General features: G+C 74.9%; 14 protein-coding genes. 11 read left to right on the forward strand and 3 right to left on the reverse strand.

The features are described 5' to 3' along the window. Window positions 1-264 precede the first annotated feature (264 nt). From ADL08_RS31385 to ADL08_RS31405, 4 genes are all read left to right on the forward strand, one after another. Entirely contained in the window at window positions 265-1,818 is a 1,554-nt protein-coding gene (locus ADL08_RS31385; RefSeq protein WP_053649099.1) for an SDR family oxidoreductase, read from the forward strand. Between the two features lie 332 nt (window positions 1,819-2,150). Beyond that, the gene (locus ADL08_RS31390) at window positions 2,151-3,524 is read left to right on the forward strand and encodes a cryptochrome/photolyase family protein (protein ID WP_053648999.1); all 1,374 of its coding nucleotides are present in this window, start codon (window positions 2,151-2,153) and stop codon (window positions 3,522-3,524) included. A gap of 212 nt (window positions 3,525-3,736) precedes the next feature. Continuing rightward, window positions 3,737-4,390, forward strand: coding sequence for a sigma-70 family RNA polymerase sigma factor (locus ADL08_RS31395; RefSeq protein WP_053649002.1), 654 nt, complete (start codon window positions 3,737-3,739; stop codon window positions 4,388-4,390). Between the two features lie 334 nt (window positions 4,391-4,724). Continuing rightward, window positions 4,725-5,372, forward strand: coding sequence for an alpha/beta fold hydrolase (locus ADL08_RS31405; RefSeq protein WP_053649006.1), 648 nt, complete (start codon window positions 4,725-4,727; stop codon window positions 5,370-5,372). 27 nt (window positions 5,373-5,399) lie between these two features. On the opposite strand, the gene ADL08_RS31410 is transcribed toward ADL08_RS31405, so the two are convergent. Beyond that, a complete protein-coding gene (locus ADL08_RS31410) occupies window positions 5,400-6,623 on the reverse strand; it encodes a MerR family transcriptional regulator (RefSeq protein WP_053649007.1) in 1,224 nt (407 codons plus the stop codon). 38 nt (window positions 6,624-6,661) lie between these two features. Beyond that, window positions 6,662-7,411, reverse strand: coding sequence for an adenosylcobinamide amidohydrolase (locus ADL08_RS31415; RefSeq protein WP_053649009.1), 750 nt, complete (start codon window positions 7,409-7,411; stop codon window positions 6,662-6,664). A gap of 226 nt (window positions 7,412-7,637) precedes the next feature. Between ADL08_RS31415 and ADL08_RS31420 the strand changes: the two genes are divergently transcribed. Together ADL08_RS31420 and ADL08_RS31425 are read left to right on the forward strand one after the other, a co-directional pair. Beyond that, window positions 7,638-8,294: a fasciclin domain-containing protein gene (locus ADL08_RS31420; protein WP_053649011.1), complete on the forward strand. Its 657-nt coding sequence runs from the start codon at window positions 7,638-7,640 to the stop codon at window positions 8,292-8,294. Between the two features lie 546 nt (window positions 8,295-8,840). Next, complete coding sequence (locus ADL08_RS31425; protein WP_053649013.1) at window positions 8,841-10,844, forward strand: hypothetical protein; 2,004 nt, start codon at window positions 8,841-8,843, stop codon at window positions 10,842-10,844. 20 nt (window positions 10,845-10,864) lie between these two features. Here ADL08_RS31425 and ADL08_RS31430 read toward each other — a convergent pair whose 3' ends face one another. Continuing rightward, window positions 10,865-11,506 (reverse strand): helix-turn-helix domain-containing protein, encoded by a 642-nt coding sequence (locus ADL08_RS31430; RefSeq protein ID WP_078968221.1) that lies wholly within the window; start codon window positions 11,504-11,506, stop codon window positions 10,865-10,867. A 212-nt stretch (window positions 11,507-11,718) separates the two neighbouring features. Between ADL08_RS31430 and ADL08_RS31435 the strand changes: the two genes are divergently transcribed. The 5 genes from ADL08_RS31435 (at window position 11,719) to ADL08_RS31455 (ending at window position 19,690) form a co-directional block, all read left to right on the forward strand. Next, window positions 11,719-12,843, forward strand: coding sequence for an aryl-sulfate sulfotransferase (locus ADL08_RS31435; RefSeq protein ID WP_053649017.1), 1,125 nt, complete (start codon window positions 11,719-11,721; stop codon window positions 12,841-12,843). Then, on the forward strand, window positions 12,840-14,219 hold the full coding sequence (locus ADL08_RS31440; protein ID WP_107092036.1) for a uracil-xanthine permease family protein: 1,380 nt from the start codon (window positions 12,840-12,842) through the stop codon (window positions 14,217-14,219). Before ADL08_RS31435 ends, ADL08_RS31440 begins: the two co-directional genes overlap by 4 nt. A gap of 73 nt (window positions 14,220-14,292) precedes the next feature. Further along, the gene (locus ADL08_RS31445) at window positions 14,293-14,772 is read left to right on the forward strand and encodes a GNAT family N-acetyltransferase (protein WP_053649019.1); all 480 of its coding nucleotides are present in this window, start codon (window positions 14,293-14,295) and stop codon (window positions 14,770-14,772) included. Between the two features lie 74 nt (window positions 14,773-14,846). Continuing rightward, complete coding sequence (locus tag ADL08_RS31450; RefSeq protein WP_053649021.1) at window positions 14,847-15,857, forward strand: LacI family DNA-binding transcriptional regulator; 1,011 nt, start codon at window positions 14,847-14,849, stop codon at window positions 15,855-15,857. Window positions 15,858-16,315: 458 nt separating this feature from the next. Next, on the forward strand, window positions 16,316-19,690 hold the full coding sequence (locus tag ADL08_RS31455) for a CARDB domain-containing protein (protein ID WP_053649023.1): 3,375 nt from the start codon (window positions 16,316-16,318) through the stop codon (window positions 19,688-19,690). Window positions 19,691-19,966 lie beyond the last annotated feature (276 nt).

The raw sequence follows: 19,966 nt of genomic DNA on the forward strand, positions 1-19,966 counted from the left end.
ATCCGTCCGGGCCGCGACGGAGGAAGACCGGGAGAAGAATCGACGTGGGACCCGTTCCGCGCGGGCCCCGGCACGCCCATCCCCGGGACGGAACGGAGCACCCCCGCCATGGCGACGCACCCCAGGGCCACGCCCGACCCCACGCCGGACGGCCCGGCCGCCGAAGGCGCGTCGGGACCCGCTTCCGAAGCCTCGTCCGGCCCGGCCGCCGAAGCCTCGTCCGGCCCCGGACCCGATTCGGGGCCCGGCCCCGGTCTCTGTCTCGTGACCGGGGCCGGCGGCTACATCGGCGGCCGGCTCGTGCCCGAGCTGCTCGACGCCGGCCACCGCGTGCGCTGTCTGGCCCGCACCCCCGCCAACCTCCGCGACTACCCCTGGGCGGGCCGGGCCGAGGTCGTCAAGGGCGACGTCACCGACGCGGCGAGCCTGCGGCCCGCGTTCGAGGGCGTGGAGGTGGCCTACTACCTGGTGCACTCCCTCGGGTCCGGCCGCGACTTCGAGGAGAAGGACCGGCGCGCGGCCCGGACCTTCGCCGAGGAGGCCCGCGCCGCCGGGGTCCGCCGCATCGTCTACCTGGGCGGCCTCACCCCGAAGGACGTCCCCGAGGACGAACTCTCCCCGCACCTGCGGTCCCGCGCCGAGGTCGGGCGCATCCTGCTCGACTCCGGCGTGCCCACGACCGTGCTGCGGGCCGCCGTCGTCATCGGCTCCGGCTCCGCCTCCTTCGAGATGCTCCGCTACCTCACCGAGCGGCTGCCCGTGATGCTGACGCCCAGCTGGGTCAGGACGCACGTCCAGCCCATCGCCGTGCGCGACGTGCTGCGCTACCTCGTCGGCAGCGCGGACATGTCCCCGGACGTCAACCGGACCTTCGACGTCGGCGGCCCGGACGTCCTCACGTACCGCGACATGATGATCAAGTACGCGGCGGTCGCCGGTCTGCCCAAGCGCCTCATCATGTCCGTGCCGATGCTCACCCCCGGTCTGTCCAGCCACTGGATCGGCCTGGTCACGCCGGTCCCCGCCACCCTGGCCCGGCCGCTCGCGGAGTCGCTGCGGTACGAGGTGGTCTGCGCCGAGCACGACATCGCGGACCACGTCCCCGACCCGCCCGGCGCCCCGATCTCCTTCGACCGGGCCCTCGCGCTCGCCCTCCAGCGGGTCCAGGAGGCCAAGGTCACCACCCGCTGGTCCTCCGCCTCGCTGCCCGGCGCGCCCAGCGACCCGCTGCCCACCGACCCCGACTGGGCCGGCGGCAGCCTCTACGTCGACGAACGCGAACGGACCGTCGACGCCCCGCCGGAGACCCTCTGGAAGGTCGTCGAGGGCATCGGCGGCGAGAACGGCTGGTACTCCTTCCCGCTGGCCTGGGCCGTGCGCGGCTGGCTCGACCGGCTCGTCGGCGGCGTGGGCCTGCGCCGGGGACGCCGCGACGCCCAGCGGCTCCGGGTCGGCGACGCGCTCGACTTCTGGCGGGTCGAGGAGATCGAGCGGGGCAGCCTGCTCCGGCTGCGCGCCGAGATGCGGCTCCCCGGGCTCGCCTGGCTGGAGATGCGCTCCGAACGGGACGAGCGGGGGCGGACCCGCTACCACCAGCGCGCCCTGTTCCACCCGCGCGGACTCGCCGGACAGCTGTACTGGTGGAGCGTCGCGCCGTTCCACGCCGTCGTCTTCGGCGGCATGGCGAGGAACATCGCCCGCACGGCGGAACGGTCGGCCGACGCCGCCGCGTCACCGAAGGGCGCGGACCCGGACGCGCCGGCGGCCCGCGCCGGGGACGTACCGGCCCACGCGGGGGACGCGCCGCCCCGGACCTGAGGCTCCGGCTCGGAGCCGAGACCGCCCCGGACCTGAGACGGCCCCGTACCTGAGACGGCCCCGTACCTGAGGCCCGCCCCGCACCTGAGACGGCCCCGTGCCCGACACCGCCCCGCCCCGTCCCGGCGAGCGCCGTGGGGTCGTCGTTCCTGCCCCCCGCCCCGCCCCGCCTCCCCTCCCCGCATCCGTACACCGGGCGCGGGGAGAAAAAGGGCGGTACGGCCCTACCGCGGGCACGGCCCCGTCGCGGGAACAGCCGCACCACAGCCGCAGTCCACCGGGCGTCCGGCCCCCAGGGGCCGTCCGGTGGCCGACCCCCAGGAACAGGCGCCATGACCGTCTCCGTCGTCCTCTTCACCTCCGACCTCCGGCTGCACGACCACCCGCCCCTGCGGGCCGCCGCGGACGGGGCGGACGAGGTCGTCCCGCTGTTCGTCCGGGACCCCGCCGTCGACCGGGCCGGATTCGCCGCGCCGAACCGGCTCGCCTTCCTCGCGGACTGCCTGGCCGACCTCGACGCCGGGCTGCGGCGGCGCGGCGGGCGGCTCGTCGTGCGCACGGGCGACACCGTGGCCGAGGTGTGCGCGGTGGTGCGGCGGTCGGACGCCGACGAGGTCCACATGGCCGCCGGGTACTCGGCCTTCGCCCGCGCCCGGGAGCAGCGGCTGCGGCAGGCCCTGGAGGAGGACGGGCGCCGCCTCTACGTCCACGACGCCGTGACCACCGTCGTACCGCCCGGCGACGTCACCCCGCAGGGCTCCGACCACTTCGCGGTCTTCACCCCGTACTTCCGGCGCTGGTCGGCCGAGCCGCTCCGGTCGCCCCTGGCGGCCCCCCGCGCCGTACGGGTGCCGGACGGCCTGCGCTCCGACGAGCCGCCGGCGCGCGCCTCCGTGGAGGGCGTCTCCGAGGGACTGGCGAAGGGCGGGGAGGACGCGGGCCGCCGCAGGCTCGGCGCCTGGCTGTCCCGGCACGCCGACGCCTACGAGACCGGCCACGACGACCTCGCCGGCGACACCACCTCGCGCCTCTCCCCGTACTTCCACTTCGGCGCGGTCTCGGTCACCGAGGCCGTCCACCGGGCGCGGGCCCGCGGCGGCCCGGGCGCCGAGGCCTTCGTACGGCAGCTGTGCTGGCGGGACTTCCACCAGCAGATGCTCGCCGCGCGGCCCGGGGCGGCCGTCGAGGACTACCGGCCCCGGCACGACCGCTGGCGGCGGGGCGCGGACGCCGAGGCGGACCTGCGGGCCTGGCGGGAGGGCCGGACCGGCTACCCCGTGGTGGACGCGGCCCTGCGCCAACTCGCGCACGAGGGCTGGATGCACAACCGGGGCCGGCTGCTCACCGCCTCCTTCCTCACCAAGACCCTCTACCTCGACTGGCGGGAGGGCGCCCGGCACTTCCTCGGCCTCCTCGTGGACGGCGACCTCGCGGAGAACCAGCTCAACTGGCAGTGGGTGGCGGGGACGGGAGCCGACACCCGGCCCAACAAGGTCCTCAACCCCGTCCTCCAGGGCAGGCGTTACGACCCCGACGGCGCCTACGTCCGCCGCTGGGTCCCCGAACTCGCCGCCCTTCCCGGCGCGTCGGTCCACGAGCCCTGGAAGCGGAAGGACCGGGACCGGATCGCGGGCGACTACCCCGAGCCGCTCGTCGCGCTCGCCGACGGCACCGCCCGCTTCCGGCACGGCAGAGGGCTGGAATAGGGCGGGAAGAGTGCGGGACGGGGAGGTGTGAGGGGCGGGGAGGTACGAGGGGCGAAGGGCAGAGAGGTGCGAAGGGCGGGAGGGCGGAACGGGAAGCACCGCGCCGGAAGGGAAAAGACGACGCACAAACGATGCGACTTGTTCCGCCTCGCTCCCCGGCCGGAGGCTGAGGGAGCCGGGGGCACGGAGCCCCAGCGAGGAGGAGCTTCGCCATGAACGCAGCCCGTACGGCCGTCCTCGGCCCCGCCCCCGCCCAGCCCGCCGACCCCCGAGGGGACGGGGAGGCGGACCTTCCCCCCGGCCTCACCGACGCGGAGGTCGGCCGGGGGCTGGTCCGGGGCGACGAGCGCTGCCTCGCCCTCGCCCACCACCGCTGGGCGCGCCTCGTGCACACCCTGGCCTCCCGCGCCCTGGGCGACCCGCGCGAGGCCGAGGACGTCACCCAGCAGGTCTTCCTCGCCGCCTGGCGCGGCCGCGCCGGATACCGTCCCGAGCGCGGCTCCGTACCCGCCTGGCTCGTCGGCATCACCCGGCGGAAGATCGCCGACGCCCTCACCGCCCGCACCCGCAGGCTCGACCTGGTCGCCGCCGCCGGGGCGGCCCTGCCCCCCTCCGACGGCACCGGCGAGGGCCCCGACCACGTCCTCGACCGGATCGTGGTGACCCGCGAACTCGCCCGCCTGCCGCGCGTCCAGCGCGACGTCCTGGCCCTCGCGTTCTTCGGGGACCTGACGCAGACGCAGATCGCCCACCGGACGGGCATGCCCCTGGGCACCGTCAAGAGCCACGCGCGCCGGGGCCTCCAGCGCATGCGCCGCAGCCTCACCGTCGCCGAGGCGGCCACCGGCAGGGCGGCCACCGCTTGACCCCGGACCCCCGCGACCTGACGTTCTCCGCCCCGCGCGAGGCGCGCCCCCGGCGGGGACCGCGGGTCCGGCCCGCCCCGCACCCGGCGCCCGGACCGCTCCGGGGCCTCCCCGTCCGGTGGGGCCCGTACCCGACAGCCCGTGGGACCTGGCAGACTGCGGCCCTCACGGTCGTCTCCCCCCTCGTCATGAGCGGACCGCTCATCCGGGGAAGCGGCAAGCGACTCCTGGAGGCCCCCATGGCACAGCGGCCCGGCCCCGCGGCCCACAAGGCCCGCGCGAGCGGTTCCTCCCCCCGGCCGGCGCGCCGGCACACGGGCGGGACGGCCGCGCGGTGAACGTCTGCCGTACCCGGCGCGCCGAGACCGGCGCCCTCCTCGTCCGCAGCGCCCCCGCCACCCCCACCGCGGCCGTCCTGCTGCTCCACGGCGGCCGCGCCGACGGGCCCGAGCCGCCGCCCGCCCTCAACCTCCCCGCGCTGCGCATGCGTCCCTTCGCCGCCGCCGTGACCCGTGCCGTCCGGGGCCGGAGCGTCCTCGTCGCCGAGGTCCGCTACCGCCACCGCGGCTGGAACGGGGCGCGCGCCGACGCCGCCCGGGACGCCGAGACCGCCCTGAACGACCTCCGGGAGCGGATCGGACCCGTGCCCGTCGTGCTCCTCGGCCACTCCATGGGCGGTCGCGCCGCGCTCCGCGCCGCCGGCGACCCGGCCGTGCGCGGAGTCGTCGCCCTCGCGCCCTGGTGCCCGTCCGGCGAGCCCGTCGAACACCTCGGCGGGCGGCGCCTCTACCTGCTCCACGACGAGACCGACCGCGTCACCTCCGCCCGCGAGTCCTGGGACTTCGTCCGCAGGGCCAGGGCGGCGGGGGCCGACGCGGTGGGCATCCCGATGCGGATCGGCGGCCACGCCATGCTCCGGGGCGCGGACCTCTGGCACCGCCGGGCGGCCGAACTCACGGCGGCGCTGCTGTCGCACGGCTGAGACCGCCGGATCCCGCCCCGTGCCCGGTCACACCGGGGGAGCGGACCGTACCCCCGTGTGGTGGGAGAGCGCGTCGAGCGCCTCGCGCAGACCGCCCGGGCGCAGCGTCCCCGGCTCCAGGGCCCGGCCCGCCCAGCCGGGACCGGCCAGGAGCATCAGCGGACGCGTCCGCGCCCCCTTCACGCCGAACGAGCTCCCGGCGACGTGCCGGGCGAGGGCGTGGTTCGCGGTGGAGCGCGCCTGCGACCAGAGCACGACCGCGGCCGGGCCCATGCGCCGTACGGCGGCGTCGAGCGCCTCGGCGGGGACGGCCGCGCCGAACATCCGGGTCGGCAGACCGCGCTCGGAGAGCCCCGCCGCCAGCGCTTCGAGCGGCAGGGTGTGCTGCTCGCCGGGCACACAGGCCAGGAGCACCGGCGGTACGGGGGCCACGGAGCCGTGTCCGGCGGGCACGACCTGCCGGAGCGCGGTCGACACGTGCCAGGACAGCAGGTGCTCCACCTCGACGTAACGGTCCCCGGACGACTCCCACTTGCGCCCCACCGCGTGCAGGGTGGGCGCCATCACCTCCTCCCAGGCGGTGACGAGCCCGTGGTCCGCGACGGCGTCCCGGAGCAGGGCGTCCAGGGCGGGGCCGTCGAGCCGCACGGCGGCCCGCGCGAGCCCCCGGCACTCCCGCCGCACGTCACCGAGCGGAAGCCCGTTGCCGGACCCGGGCTGCCGGGCGGGCTTCGGCCCGTCCACCGGTCGCGGCCGCGATTCCGGCCGCTCGTCCGTGGCGCCGGACCGCGCGCCCGGCCCTTCGGCCCTGTGCCCTTCCCGCTCCGAGGAACGGACGGAACCGGCCGCCGCTTCGGAACGGCCCGGTTCCGCACCTTCGCGTCGGCCCGGGTACGGCTCCGCGGACCGGTCCCGCGTCCCGGGAGCCGCGGGAGCGGGACCCGCGCCGGAGCCCGCCGCGGAAGCCGGGCCGAAGTCCGTGCCGAGACCCGCGTCGGGGCCCGGGCCCTCCGTCCTGCTCGCCCGCGCGATCCGGGCCGCCTCGGCCGGAGGGGCCCCTGACGCCGTCAGCCGGCACATCTCCTCCAGCATCGCGACGTCCTCCGGGGCCCACCGCCGGTGCCGTCCGTCCTCGCGGGCGGCGGGACCGATCCCGTACCGCCGGTCCCACGAGCGCAGGGTGGTCGGTGACACCCCGAGGCGCCGCGCCACCGTTCCCGTGGTGATGCCGTACGTCGCCGAGTCGCTCATGTGTCCAGGTTATGGCGCACAACCGATGCGAGTACGCCTCAGACGGCGGGACCGGTGCGCTCGGCGGCCAGCAGGCCCGCACAGGCCTCCCGGGTCGCCCGGTGCACGGCGCGGGCGAGCCGCGCGCCCCAGAGCGAGCGCGGCCCGGCGAAGGGCTCGGCCCCGGCGGCGAAGGGCCCGGCCCCGTCCCCGTCGGCGAACGGCCCGGCCCCGTCCCCGGCGGGGGAGGGCGCGGCCACGCAGACGGCGTCCGTCGGGGTGCCGGAGGCGTCGGCGCCCAGCTCGACCAGGGCCTGCGTCTTCGCCTCGGTGGCGGTGGCCACCGCGTTCACGAGGGCCGCGTCCGTCAGGGGCACGGGCAGCGACACGATGATGTTGATCGTCCCGGGGCGCGGGACCGTGACCCCGCCGACCCCCGGAGCGGCGGCCCAGCCCCGTACCCCGATCCCGGCCGTGACCACGGCGTGCGCGCCGCCGTCCACCGCGTGGCGCCGGTCCGCGACCGAGGCCGCCGTCATGAGGCCCACGCCGGCGCCCGGAAGCCCCGCGCCCGAGGCGAGTTCGCGGAGGTGGGCGACGGGATCGAGCCGGCCGTAACCGGGCGGCACCTGGGCGTTGACCACCCACTCCCGCTCGCCGATGCCCCCGCCGAGCACCGCGCTCGACACCATCCGCACGCCCGGCCCCGGGGCCCAGACGAGGAGGGGCCACTCTCGCCCCTGTTCCGTGTGGCCGAGGAGGACGGCGTCGGCGAGGGACGGGCGGGCGGAGAGGGTCCGGGGAAGCACCCCACACCCTAACGCGCGGCCTTTTTCTCACTCGAACGGATGAAAGCCCCCTCCGGACCCATCCGATCGGCGCCCGGTTCCGAATCACCCGTGACAGCAGGGCCGGAAGTGAGCGATGAGCCGCGGACGGCCCGGACGCGCCACCGCACTCCCCACCGGGAAGGCAGTGCCGTCTCCCCTCCACGTGCGCAGTCCTCTACGCATCCGGACCAAAGAGGTTTCTCCCATGACCACTTCCCGCATCCGCCGCGCCGCCGTCGCCGTGGCCGCCGCGGCCGTCCTGCCCTTCGCCCTGACCGCCTGCTCGGACTCCGGAAAGAACGAGGCGGCCGGCTCCGGCGCCCAGGCCTCCAGCGCCCCGGCGCAGGGCAACACCTCCTCGGCCCCCGCCGACTCCGACATGACTTCCGACGGCCCGTTCGGCCCGGCCTGTGCCGGTGTGCCGAAGGAGGGCGCCGGTTCCTTCGACGGCATGGCGAAGGACCCCGTCGCCACGGCCGCCTCGAACAACCCGGCCCTGTCCACCCTGGTGACCGCCGTCAAGAAGGCCGGCCTGGTCGACACCCTCAACAACGCCCAGAACATCACCGTGTTCGCGCCCACCAACGAGGCCTTCGCGAAGATCCCGAAGGCCGACCTGGACAAGGTCCTGGCCGACAAGGCCACGCTGACCAAGATCCTGACCTACCACGTGGTGGGCCAGAAGCTGACCCCGAAGCAGCTGGAGAACGGCACCTTCGAGACCCTCGAGAAGAGCACCCTGACCACGAAGGGCTCCGGCGAGGAGTACACGGTCAACGACTCCTCGAAGGTCGTCTGCGGCAACGTCCCGACGGCCAACGCGACCGTCTACATCGTCGACACGGTCCTCATGCCCAAGTAGGCGCCACGCGCGCGGAGCCCGCGGCGGGAGCGGCCGCGGGACGGACCGAACGGGATCGGGCCCCACACGCGCGGTACAGCCCGAAGGGCACTCACACGCGGGGCCACCGGATCTTGGGGCCGGTGGCCCCGTTGCCATGCCGTCTGCCGTCTGCCGTCTGCCGTCTGCCGTCTGCCGTCTGCCGTCTGCCGTAGGCCCCGTGTCTTTTGCCGTCCGCCGTCCGCCGTCCGCCGTCCGCCGTCCGCCGTCCGCCGTCCGCATCCGTCCTCGGCCCCGCACCTTCCGCCCTCCGCCCGTTTCCCCCTGTGGCCGGACCCCGTTTCCCGTACCCCGCTCTCCACGACCCGCTCTTCGCGCTCGCCCTCGTGCCCCGCTCCGTGTCCCCGTACCGGAGACGAGTGCCCGTACCGGAGACGAAGGCCCGCACCGGAGACGAGGGCCCGCGCCGGAGACGAGGGCCCATGCCGAAGGCGTGAACCCGCCGAAGAGGCGTGGACCCGCCACCGGGCCGGAGTGACGCGGGCCCGCCGGACTCGTTTTCCGGGCATGCCGTCCCGTCACGCCGTCCCCGGCCCCGCGATACCCGCCCACCGCCCCGCCCGCGAGGCCGCCGAGGCCGCGCTCGTCGAGCACTACCCCGCGCTCGTACAGCTCGCCTACCTCGTCCTGCCGCCCGCGCTCGGCCGCCACCGCCGCGTCCTCACCGCCCACGCCCTCGTCCAGAACTCCCTGGCGGAGGCAGCCGGCCGGGTCGGATCCGGGACCTCCCGGACCGGGACACCGCCCGCCGGGGCCTCCCTGCCAGGACAGCGCTCCGGCGAGCGCCCCGCGCACGCGTGGCTGCGGGCGACCGTGCTCCGCGCCGCCCTCCGCCCGCCGCGCCGCTTCGCGCCCCCGTTCCCGGTTCCGCTGCCCCTCGTCCTCGGCCTGCGGCTCTTCCCCCGGGCCGGGGGGACCGACGAACTCGCCCTCGACCGGGCCCTGGCCGAGGCCGCCCCCGCCACCCGGGCCGCGCTCGCCCTGCGGGCGCTCGAAGGCCTCCCCGCCGACGCGACCGCCCGGCTCCTCGCCTCGGCCGGCGTCACGGAGCCCGCCGCCGCCCTCCGCGCCGCCGAACGGATCGGCGCGGCGTCCGGCACCGACGTCGAGACGCTCCTCCGCAGCGCCGAGTTCGACCCGTGCACCGTCCACACCCGCCCCACCGACCTCCTGCGCCGCCGCCGGCGCACCCGGCTCGCCGCCCTCGCCGGTGCGCTGCTGCTCCTCACGGCGGGCGCCGCCGTCACCGCCGGAGTCCGCGCCGGGACGGAACCGGAACCGGTCGCCGCCCCGTCCGCCCCCGTCCGGGCGCCCGACCCCACCGCGCTCCTCCGCACGCCCGCCGACCGCTGGGCCGACACCTCGCGCGTCGACCTCACCGCCTGGCCCGCACGCGGTGCGAGGGCGGGGGACACGGCCCTGCTCCGGCGGGCCCTGGACACCTGGGCCCGGGGCGCCGGGGACGGCGTCCGGCAGACCGCCACCCCGGGCACGTCCGCCGCGCCGCCCGCCGCGCCGCCCCGGCTCCTCTTCGCGGGCACGGTCGACGGCGCGGGCGTGGTGCTCCTGTACGACGGGGGCAGGCTCGCCCGGTACGCCGAACCCCGCGACGGACGCGGGCCCGCGGCCCTCGACCTCGCGCGGGCCGACGACGCCGACGTCACCACCGGCGCCGCCGTGGTCCTCACCCGCACCCCCGGACGGGCGCGGTACCTCCTCGCGCCCTGGATCGCCGAGGCGGCGGTACGGGACCTCGGCGCGCCCGGCACCGCCGCCCGCCCGCTGGACGTCACCCCGGACGGCGTGACCGGCCCCGTCCCGTACGACGTCCCGTCCACCTCGGGGGCCCCGGGGCGTGCGCCCGGCGCGTGCGCGGGCGTGACCGCGCTCCAGCTGCGCTCCTCGTCCCGGATCGTCGAGGACCACGCCTTCCTCCTCGCAGACCTCGGGGAACTCGCCCCGGCGCACCTCACGTGGACGCCCCCGCCGGGCGCGGGCGCCCCGGCCCGCGCGCCCCGCGAGGCGACCGGCGCACGCGGGCTCGCGGCCTGGGCGCGCTCGGCCTGCTCCCTGGCGGCGCTGCACGGCGCCGGGGTCCGGTCGGTCAACCGCTGGGAGTACGCCGAACAGGCCCTGCCCGAGCGGGCGGGCCGGGCCCTGTGGGTCTGCTCCCGCGTGGACACCTGGGAGGGGAGCGGCCGGGTGGCCGTCTCCTTCGAGGCGCCGGACGGTTCCGCGCCCCGGCCCGTGACGGAGCTCCGGGACACGGCGGCGTGCAGCCGCTTCGGCCAGCACGTCCTCGCGGGCACGTACTGGACGGCCCGCTCGGGCACGCGCTACCTGCTCGCGGCGGGCAGCCGCCGGCTGACCGGCGTCACCGCCGGGGGCGCGGTCACCGCCGCCGCGCGCGGCCCGTTCCTGGCGGCCAGGGCCGTCGGGGAAGGACCGGTGCGGCTCACGGGCCGGCTGTCCGACGGCTCCGCCCTCACGGGACTCACCGGCCTCCCGTAGGGGCCCGGTCGCCGGCCGCGTCAGGGTTCCAGGACCTCCACGTGGTCGGCGACCGCCACCACCAGGACGCGCGCGCCGGGACCGACGGTCCGCCAGCGGTGGCGCACCCCGCCGGACATCAGCAGCGTGTCCCCGCGCCCGAGCCGGTGGACCCTGCCCTCCGCCTCCACCTCCACCGCGCCGTCCGCGACGTACAGCAACTCGTCGTTGCGGTGCAGGAACTCGCGGTCCGCGTCGTGCTCGCCGGTGAACTCCAGGGCGTGCACCTGGTGGCGGCCCCGGACCACCGGGCGGACCCGCGCGCCGTCCCGCAGACCGCTGTCGTCGCCCGCGCGGACGACGTCCACCGTGCGGGTCTCGTCCGAGGCGGCGAGCAGCCGGACGGCGGTCGTGTCGAGCGCGTCGGCGATCCGCTGGAGCGACCGCATGCTGGGGCGGGCCCGGTCGTTCTCGATCTGGCTGAGGAAGGGCGAGGAGAGCCCGCTGCGATCCGCCACCTCGGCCAGGGTGAGGTCGAGGGACCGCCGCCGACGTCGCACGGCCGCCCCCACGCGCGGGACACCGCCCTCCTTCACCCCCGGGGCACCCCCCTCCTTCACCTCCGGCGCGTCCGTTCCCGCCGTCGTCCTCCGTGCCCCGCCGCCCGGCGCCTTCGCCTCCATCGTCGTCCCCGTCCCTCTCCGCCCGGCGGTGCCTGTCGCGATCCTCGCTGCTCCCGGCACCCTACGCGGCGGTCGTGACGGGATCCGGGCACGGTTTCGCACTCCCGACACACGCCCGTCACACGACGCCTCTAGTTTCAAAGTCAGTTGCTCCAGTCAAAGAAAGTTTGACGACGGAGCCCGCAGCCGACCCGGAACGCAGGAGCGCCGCCATGCCCACGATCGACCAGAACTCCCGCCGCCGACGACCGACCGGTCTCCTCGCCCTCGACGAGACCGCCGCCTACGACGGCTACACCCTCTACGCCCCGCTCACCGGCACCGGCCAGGTCCACCTGGTCGACCTGCGCGGCGAGACCGCCCACCGGTGGGACCTGCCCTACCGCCCCGGCCGCCACGCCCGGCTGCTCGCCGACGGCACCCTCGCCTACAACGGCGTCCTGCCCGGCGAGGACGCCCTGTTCCCGATGTGGCACAAGTACCGCGGCGGCGTCATGCTGCACGCCGCTCCCGACGGCGCGGTGCTGCGCGAGCACCGCGACCCCCTCCAGCACCACGACGCCCACCACCTCGACGACGGCCGGATCCTCTACACCGCCCTCGAACCCCTCCGGGGCGCCGACGCCGAAGCCGTACGCGGCGGAGTGCCCGGCTCCGAGGCCGACGGCGGCACCGTCTGGGCCGACACCGTCCGCGAGGTCGGACCCGACGGCGCACTCCTCTGGTCCTGGCGCGCCTCCGAGCACCTCGACCGCGACGCGTACCCGCTGCACGAGGCGTACGCCCGCGAGCACTGGCCGCTGATCAACAGCGTCACCCCGCTCCGCGACGGCAACGTACTCGCCAGCCTGCGCAGCGTCTCGGCCGTCGTCGTCATCAGCCGCGAGACCGGCGAGATCCTGTGGCGCAGCGCCCCCGGCACCACCAGCCAGCAGCACGCACCGACCGAACTCGACGACGGCCGGTTCCTCGTCTTCGACAACGGCGTCTTCCGGCCGCACCACGACGTCCCGTACTCCCGCGTCGTCGAGATCGACCGGGAGAGCGGCGCGATCGCGTGGGAGTACCACGACCCGGCCCGCGAGTTCTTCTTCGCCCCGTTCATGGGCTCCGCGCAGCGCCTCCCCAACGGCAACACCCTCGTCACCGACTCCCCGTCCGGCCGGCTCTTCGAGGTGACGAAGGACGGCTACCTGTGCTGGGAGTACGTCGTCCCGCACTTCGCCGGATACCGCGAGAGCGAGGTCCGCGGCCTCTTCCCGTCCGAGCCCAACGCCGTCTTCCGCGCCTACCGCTACGCGGCCGCCGACATCCCGTGGCTGGGGGCCGGCTCGTGACCCCGACCACCGCTCCCGCCCCGCCCGTCGAGCCCGGCACCGCCCCGGTCGACGCCCGCGTCCCGGCGCGCCGGCTGCTGCCGCTCGCCGCGCAGCACGTCCTCGCGATGATCGCCGCGCCCGTCTCCACCGTCTTCCTCACCGCCGGCACCCTGCGCCTCGCGCCCGGCACGACGGCCTCGCTGCTCAGCGCCGTCCTGATCCTGTGCGGGGCGGGCGCCCTGCTCCAGTCCCTCGGCGTGTGGCGGATCGGCGCCCGGCTGCCGTTCGTCATGCTGCCCGGCGGCGCCGCCACCGCGCTCTTCCTCCAGATCGCCCAGGACCACGGCACGCCCACCGCCGCCGGTTCCGTCCTCCTCGCGGCGGCGCTGCTCATCGCCGTGCTCCCGCTCTACGCGCGCGTGGTCCGGCTCTTCCCGCCGCTCGTCATGGGCGTCACCGTGCTGCTCATCGGCATCGCCATGATCCGGGTCGCCGCCCGTCTCGTCACCGGACCCGACGGCGAGGGCGAACCCCGCGCCGTCCTCCTCGCGGGCCTCACCGTCGCCGCCACCGTCGGCGCGTACGTCCTGCTGCGCGGGGTCTGGCGGCAGACCGCGATCCTCACCGGCATGGCGGCCGGCGTCCTGCTCGCCGTCGTCACCGGCCTCGGCGCCTTCGCGCCCGCGCCCGGCAGCGGCTTCTCGCTGCCCGCCCTCCTGCCGTACGGCACACCGCGGTTCGACGTCCTCGCCGCCCTGCCGCTGCTCGTCTTCAGCCTCACCACCCTGGCCGAGATCACCGGCCAGACCGTGCTGAACAGCGAGACCGTCGGCCGGACCCCCGACCCCGGCAGGGACGTCCCCCGCGTCGCCCGCGCCGACGCGCTCGTCTCCCTCGTGGGCGGCCTGTTCGGTACGTCCCTGATGGTGACCAGCGCCGAGAACATCGGCATCGGCCGGCTCACCGGGGTCCGCAGCCGCTTCGTCACCGCCGGGGCCGGAGTGCTCCTGATCGGCGTCGGCCTGGCGACCCCCGTCTCCCGCGCCCTCGCGGGCATCCCGGAGGCGGTCGTGGGCGGCTCCTCGCTCGTCGTCTACGCGGTGATCGCCGTGATGGGCGTCGAGATGCTCCGCCGCGCCGAACTCTCCGGCGCCGGCACGGGCTCCATGGTCGCCGCCCTGGCCCTCGCGGCAGGCCTGCTGCCGCTCCTGACCCCGGGCCTGTACGACGGGTTCCCCGGCTGGGCCCGCACGATCCTGGGCAGCGGCGTCGTCGCCGGCACCCTGACCGCCGTCCTCCTGACCGCACTCCTCGGCCGGTTCGACCGGCGGGGCGGGGAACCGGAGCCGGGGCACGCGAAGACCGGGGCCCCGGAGCTGCGTGCCCCTGAATGACGGAAGCCCGAGCGACGGAAACCCGAGTGACGGAAGCCGGGTGACAGAACCCGGACGACGGCAGTATGTCCGTATGACTGGGGAGAGCCGGGACGAGGTCGTGGTGCGGCGGGCACTCCCGTCGGACGCGGACGCGGACGCGCTGTGCGGCGTCGACGCGGTCGCCGACGGAGGTGACGCCGCACGGCGGGCGAGCATACGGAAGTGGTGCGAGGACGGGACGGCCGCCGTCGCGGAGGACGCGAGCGGCCCCCTCGGCTACTGCGTGGTGGAGTACACCTTCTTCGAGCAGGGCTTCGTCACCATGCTCACCGTGGCGCCCGAGGCCCGGCGCGGGGGCGTGGGGCGCCGGCTGCTGGACGCGGCGGCGGCCTCGTGCGCCACCGAGAAGCTGTTCACCTCGACCAACGTCTCCAACCGGCCGATGCAGGGCCTCCTCCAGAGCGCCGGCTGGCGTCCGGTCGGCCTTCTCCACGGCCTTGACGCGGAGGATCCCGAGCTGTTCTATCTCCGCTCCACTCCTGCCCGCGCCAGGGGTGAGCGCCCGGCATGACGACGTATCGTCGTGCTGCAATCATGGCAAGAAACATGTAACTTCCTGACTCTCTTTGCGCTAGAGTTGCGTTCGTGACGCGACGACTTGCTCTGGTAGCGAAAAAAGTGGGAGTCAGCGAGGCCACGGTCAGCCGAGTTCTCAACGGCAAGCCGGGGGTCTCGGAGGCCACCCGCCAGTCCGTGCTCAGCGCGCTGGACGTCCTCGGCTACGAGCGCCCCACGCAGCTGCGCGGGGAGCGGGCCAGGCTGGTGGGCCTGGTCCTGCCGGAGCTGCAGAACCCCATCTTCCCGGCCTTCGCCGAGGTCATCGGCGGTTCCCTCGCGCAACAGGGCCTCACGCCGGTGCTCTGCACGCAGACCAAGGGCGGGGTCTCCGAGGCCGATTACGTCGACCTCCTCCTCCAGCAGCAGGTCTCCGGGGTGATCTTCGCCGGAGGACTCTTCGCACAGGCCGACGCGCCGCACGAGCACTACCGGCAGCTGGCGGAGCGCAACATTCCCGTCGTCCTCGTCAACGCGCCCATCGAGGAGCTCGACTTCCCGTGCGTCTCCTGTGACGACATCGCCGCCGTGGAGCAGGCCTGGCGCCACCTCTCCTCGCTGGGACACGAACGCATCGGCCTGGTCCTCGGCCCCGAGGACCACATCCCCTCGCGCCGGAAGCTGACCGCTGCGCGGACGGCCGCCGCGGCGGCCGGGACGGAGCTGGCGGAGGAGTTCGTGGAGCGCTCGATGTTCTCGCTCGAAGGGGGGCAGGCGGCCGCGGGCCGGCTGTGGGACCGGGGGGTGACCGGAGTCATCTGCGCCAGCGACCCGCTGGCCCTGGGCGCCATCAGGGCCGCCCGCAGGCGCGGACTCACCGTTCCCACCGACGTGTCCGTGCTCGGCTTCGACGACTCGGCCTTCATGAACTGCACCGAGCCGCCGCTGTCGACGGTGCGGCAGCCGATCGAGGCGATGGGGCGGGCCGCCGTCGACCTCCTGTGCGCCCAGATCCAGGGGACGCAGGCGCACCCCGGCGAGCTGCTCTTCGAGCCGGAGCTCGTGGTGCGGGGCTCGACCGCGCCGCCCTCCACCGCCTGATCCGTATCCGCCCGCCGGCGCGCTCCGCGCGGGGCGCGCGGTCATCGCGGACGATCCCCAGGGGCCAGACCTGACGGTCTGGCCCCTTTGCCGTGCCCGACGCCGGCAGGCGTGCCCGGCACCGGCAGGCGTGACCCGCGCCGGCCGCCGTACACAACGCCGACCCTCATGCCCCCTCGCACACCCTCCAACGGGCCAGTTGTGTCAGCCCCGTTGACAAAGTGGTGACCTGACGGAAACCTGTCACCCGGTAATCGCAAAAGATTGACTGAACTACTCAAAAATACTTGCTGGCACTCAAATGTTCCGCCCTGGGCATGGAAGGTGTCGTGCGAGGGCTCTGTCATCGTTCATCCGCGCATCCGCCCCCCACCCCGTCCCGCTGCCCCGGCGCCGTGCGCGCCGCCGGCCCGGGCGGGTCACGGCCGGGTGCCCGGGTGAGGAATCAAGAGGACTTCATGCGATTGAGAAACCACGGACGGCGAGTGATCGTCGGTTCGGTGATGGCGGGTCTGATGGGCGTGGGGATGCTCCCCGCCCCCGCCCACGCCGCCGAGGGCCCCAACCTCGCCCTGGGAAAGCCCGCGACCGCGGGCGGCACGAACGGCGGCTACGCCGCCGGCAACGTCACGGACGGAAGCCAGGCGTCCTACTGGGAGGGCCCCAACGGCTCGTTCCCCCAGTGGGTGCAGGTCGACCTGGGAGCCAGTACCGAGGTCGACCGGGTCGCGCTGAAGCTGCCCGCCTCCTGGGGCTCCCGCGTCCAGACGCTGAGCGTGCTCGGCAGCACGAACGGATCCTCCTTCACCGCGCTCTCCGGATCGGGGGCGCGCACCTTCGACCCGGCCGCCGCCAACACGGTCAGCATCCCCGTCACCGCGACCACGGCCCGCTACATCCGCGTGCAGGTGGCCGCCAACACCGGCTGGAACGCTGCCCAGTTGTCCGAGCTGGAGGTCTTCGGCGAGGACGACGGCGGCGGTCCGGTCGACCCGCCGCCCAACGGCACCAACCTGGCGCGCAACAAGCCGATCGAGGCCTCGTCGGTCACCCAGTCGTACGTGGCGGCCAACGCCAACGACGGGAACACCGGCACCTACTGGGAGTCGGCCGGCTTCCCCGCGACCCTGACCGCCAAGCTCGGCGCCAACGCCGACGTCGAGGCGGTCCGGATCAAGCTCAACCCCGACCAGGCGTGGGGCCCGCGCACCCAGGCCGTCGAGGTGCTCGGACGCGAGCAGTCCGCGTCCGGCTTCACCACCCTCAAGGCCCGCGCCGACTACCAGTTCAGCCCGTCCTCGGGCGCCAACACGATCACCGTTCCGGTGACCGGCCGGTACGCCGACGTACAGCTCAAGTTCTTCGGCAACACCGGCGCCCCCGGTGCCCAGGTCGCCGAGTTCGAAGTGGTGGGCGCCGCCGCCCCGAATCCGGACCTCACCGTCACCGACCTCGCGTGGACCCCCTCCTCCCCCTCGGAGACGGACCCCGTCGAGGTCAGCGCGACCGTCCGCAACGCCGGGACCGCCGCCTCGCCGGTCACCTCCCTCAACGTGAGCCTCGAAGGCGCCGTGGCGGGCAGCGCGCAGGTCGGCGCGCTCGCCGCGGGCGCCTCCACGACCGTCAGGATCCCCGTCGGCAGGAAGGCGATGGGCAGCTACACCGTGTCCGCCGTCGTCGACCCGGCGAACACCGTCGTGGAGCAGGACGACACCAACAACAGCCGGACCGGTGCCACCAAGCTGGTCGTCGGCCAGGCGCCCGGCCCCGACCTCACGGTCACCGCGATCACCCCGAACCCGTCCTCCCCGGCGGTCGGCGCGCAGGTCTCCTTCACGGCCACGGTCCAGAACCGGGGCACCACCGGCGTCGCCGCCGGCACCGTCACCCGCCTCACCGCGGGGACCACCACCCTGAACGGATCCACCCCGGCGGTCGCCGCCGGGCAGTCGGTCACCGTGCCGGTGTCCGGCAGCTGGACCGCCGCGAGCGGAGGCGTCACCCTCACCGCGACGGCCGACGCCACCGCGGTCGTGGCCGAGACCAACGAGAACAACAACGTCTTCAGCCGCTCGCTGGTCGTCGGCCGCGGCGCCGCCGTGCCCTACACCGAGTACGAGGCGGAGGACGCCCGCTACCAGGGCACCCTGCTCACCGCCGACGCCCAGCGGACCTTCGGCCACACCAACTTCGCCACCGAGTCCTCCGGCCGCAAGTCGGTCCGGCTCGACTCCACCGGCGAGTACGTGGAGTTCACCTCCGCCAACGCCGCCAACTCCCTCGTCGTGCGCAACTCGATCCCCGACGCCCCCGGCGGCGGCGGGCGGGAGGCCACGCTGAGCCTGTACGCCGACGGCCAGTTCGTACGGAAGCTGACGCTCTCCTCCAAGCACAGCTGGCTCTACGGCACCACCGACGACCCGGAAGGGCTCACCAACGCCCCGGGGGCCGACGCCCGCCGCCTGTTCGACGAGTCCAACGCCCTGCTGGCCCAGTCCTACCCGGCCGGCACCAAGTTCCGGCTCCAGCGGGACGCCGGTGACACCGCCTCCTTCTACGTCATCGACATGATCGACCTGGAGCAGGTCGCGCCCCCGACGGCCCAGCCGGCCGGCTGCGTCTCGATCACCAACTACGGCGCGGTGCCCAACGACGGCCTCGACGACACCGACGCGATCCAGCGCGCCGTGACCGCCGACCAGAAGGGCGAGATCTCCTGCGTGTGGATCCCGGCGGGCCAGTGGCGCCAGGAGCAGAAGATCCTGACCGACGACCCGCTGAACCGCGGGATCTACAACACCGTCGGCATCCGCGACGTGACCATCCGCGGCGCCGGCATGTGGCACTCCCAGCTCTACACCCTCACCCCGCCGCACCAGGCGGGCGGCATCAACCACCCGCACGAGGGCAACTTCGGCTTCGACATCGACCACAACACGCAGATCTCCGACATCGCGATCTTCGGCTCCGGCACCATCCGCGGCAACAACGCCAACGAGGAGGGCGGCGTCGGACTGAACGGCCGCTTCGGCAAGAACACCAAGATCAGCAACGTCTGGATCGAGCACGCCAACGTCGGCGTCTGGGCCGGCCGCGACTACACCAACATCCCCGAGCTGTGGGGACCCGGTGACGGCGTCGAGTTCTCGGGCATGCGGATCCGCAACACCTACGCCGACGGCATCAACTTCGCCAACGGCACCCGCAACTCCACCGTCTTCAACTCGTCCTTCCGCAACAACGGCGACGACGCGCTGGCCGTCTGGGCCAGCAAGTACGTCAAGGACACCTCGGTGGACATCGGCTCCAACAACCACTTCCGCAACAACACGATCCAGCTGCCCTGGCGGGCCAACGGCATCGCGGTCTACGGCGGGTTCGGCAACACCATCGAGAACAACATCATCGCCGACACCATGAACTACCCCGGCATCATGCTGGCGACCGACCACGACCCGCTGCCCTTCTCCGGGCAGACCCTCATCTCCAACAACGCCCTGTACCGCACGGGCGGCGCGTTCTGGAACGAGGACCAGGAGTTCGGCGCCATCACCCTGTTCGCGCAGGGCCAGCCCATCCCGGGCGTCACCATCAAGGACACGGACATCGTCGACTCGACCTACGACGGCATCCAGTTCAAGACCGGCGGCGGAGAGATGCCGAACGTCAAGATCACCAACGTCCGCATCGACAAGTCGAACAACGGCTCCGGCATCCTCGCGATGAGCGGCGCCCGCGGCAGCGCCACCCTGTCGAACGTGACGATCACCAACTCGGCCCAGGGCAACATCCTGGTCGAGCCCGGATCCCAGTTCGTCATCAACAACCCGTAGCACCGTCGGCGGCGCCCGAGGCGCCGTGACGAGGGGGTCCGGCCGCGGCGGTGGCCGGACCCCCGCCCCTCCCCGTGCTTCCCGTCGACCCCGTAGCCCCCTCGTGCGCGGGGCCTTCGGCATGCCCTCGTACGTGACGACGGGCCGGAGGAAGCACGCCTTCGCCAGATGTAGACGCCTTGGCAATTGTCTGCAACTCTCTCACCGCTCGCAGCAAACAGGCGACATCTGCGAGCCAGAGGCCAACCCGACGAGCCGCGCCACGCAGCCATCGCA

This window comes from Streptomyces sp. NRRL F-6492, assembly GCF_001280125.1.
In the GTDB taxonomy this organism is placed as follows: domain Bacteria; phylum Actinomycetota; class Actinomycetes; order Streptomycetales; family Streptomycetaceae; genus Streptomyces.

Coding starts and splice junctions, on each gene's coding strand:
- ADL08_RS31390 (WP_053648999.1), top strand. CDS start 2,151: ATGACCGTCTCCGTCGTCCTCTTCACCTCCGACCTCCGGCTGCACGAC.
- ADL08_RS31395 (WP_053649002.1), top strand. CDS start 3,737: ATGAACGCAGCCCGTACGGCCGTCCTCGGCCCCGCCCCCGCCCAGCCC.
- ADL08_RS31410 (WP_053649007.1), bottom strand. CDS start 6,623: ATGAGCGACTCGGCGACGTACGGCATCACCACGGGAACGGTGGCGCGG.
- ADL08_RS31420 (WP_053649011.1), top strand. CDS start 7,638: ATGACCACTTCCCGCATCCGCCGCGCCGCCGTCGCCGTGGCCGCCGCG.
- ADL08_RS31425 (WP_053649013.1), top strand. CDS start 8,841: ATGCCGTCCCGTCACGCCGTCCCCGGCCCCGCGATACCCGCCCACCGC.
- ADL08_RS31430 (WP_078968221.1), bottom strand. CDS start 11,506: ATGGAGGCGAAGGCGCCGGGCGGCGGGGCACGGAGGACGACGGCGGGA.
- ADL08_RS31435 (WP_053649017.1), top strand. CDS start 11,719: ATGCCCACGATCGACCAGAACTCCCGCCGCCGACGACCGACCGGTCTC.
- ADL08_RS31445 (WP_053649019.1), top strand. CDS start 14,293: ATGACTGGGGAGAGCCGGGACGAGGTCGTGGTGCGGCGGGCACTCCCG.
- ADL08_RS31455 (WP_053649023.1), top strand. CDS start 16,316: ATGCGATTGAGAAACCACGGACGGCGAGTGATCGTCGGTTCGGTGATG.